We start from the raw sequence: 1,277 nt of genomic DNA on the forward strand, positions 1-1,277 counted from the left end.
GCGCGAAACTACTTCGCCGTCGTCGCCATTGCCGCCACTCTGCTCTGGATAAGGTAACTGTCCACACGGCCTAGGCGAGCTTGCGGCCGATATCGAGAAACTTCTGGCGGCGCTGCTTGCGGATCGCGTCCGCATCAAGATTTCGTAGGTCGTCGAAGGCCTGCGCGATGGCATCGCCGGTGGACGCGATCATGGCGGCGGGATCGCGATGGGCGCCGCCCGGCGGCTCCTTCAGGATCTGGTCGATCACGCCGAATCGCAGCATGTCCTGGGCGGTGATCTTCATGCTGTTGGCGGCTTCCTGCGCCTTGGTGCCGTCCCGCCACAGGATCGAGGATGCCGCCTCCGGCGAGATCACGCTGTAGATCGCGTGCTCCATCATCAGGACGCGGTTGGCCGTGGTGATCGCGATCGCGCCGCCCGACATGCCCTCGCCGGTAATGATCGCGACATTGGGGACGCCCAGCGACAGGCAGGCGTCGGTCGAGCGCGCAATCGCTTCGGCCTGTCCGCGCTCCTCCGCGCCGATGCCGGGATAGGCGCCGGCCGAATCGACGAGGGAGAGTACCGGGATGCCGAAACGGTCGGCCATTTCCATCAGCCGGACCGCCTTGCGGTAGCCTTCGGGCCGCGCCATGCCGAAATTGTGCTTGATCCGGCTCTCGGTGGAGGCGCCCTTCTCCTGGCCGATCACGCAGATGCTCTCGCCGCGGAAGCGGCCGAAGCCGCCGAGCAGGGCTTCGTCGTCGGCGAATTTGCGGTCGCCAGCCAGCGGCGTGAATTCGGTGATGAGCGCGCTGACGAAATCGGTGAGATGCGGCCGCTGCGGGTGCCGGGCCACCAGCGTCTTCTGCCAGGGCGTCAGATTGGCATAAAGGTCGGCCAGCGCCTGGCCGGCCTTCTCCTCGATCCGCGCGATCTCGTCGCCGATGTCGCTGCCGGACGCCGCCAGCGCGCGCAATTCGTCGATCTTGGATTCAAGCTCGGCGACGGGTTTTTCGAAGTCGAGGTAACTGCGCATCTGATCCGGCATTACGGCAATATAGGAAGGAACCTGGCGGGCGGCGAAGCGGGTCTGGGGTCTGGAAGAGAAGTTTTGTATCTTCAATAAGTTAACACGCAGCCTAAGCCGAGGCGCGTGGGCTGACCGCAAGCGGTGACGCTCTTTCCTGTGAGAAGCCGCGGAAGTCAAGGCGTAACCCGTAGCCCGGATGAAGCGCACAGGCTGGGCAAGAATTTCGCGGATTTCGGGAAGTTGAGGTACGATTCGCGGATGG

At 64.3% G+C, this 1,277-nt stretch carries 1 protein-coding gene; it reads right to left on the reverse strand.

Annotated features, from left to right (window positions below; all coding sequences use genetic code 11):
- Positions 1 to 70 precede the first annotated feature (70 nt).
- Positions 71 to 1,033 (reverse strand): acetyl-CoA carboxylase carboxyltransferase subunit alpha, encoded by a 963-nt coding sequence (locus AAFX91_RS41750; protein WP_130577686.1) that lies wholly within the window; start codon positions 1,031 to 1,033, stop codon positions 71 to 73.
- Between the last annotated feature and the right edge of the window lie 244 nt (positions 1,034 to 1,277).

Source organism: Bradyrhizobium sp. 31Argb (genome assembly GCF_043638955.1).
Taxonomy (GTDB): Bacteria; Pseudomonadota; Alphaproteobacteria; order Rhizobiales; family Xanthobacteraceae; genus Bradyrhizobium.

Bases quoted from the DNA above. Each gene is read 5' to 3' on its own strand.
- AAFX91_RS41750 (WP_130577686.1), bottom strand. From the start codon at position 1,033: ATGCCGGATCAGATGCGCAGTTACCTCGACTTCGAAAAACCCGTCGCC.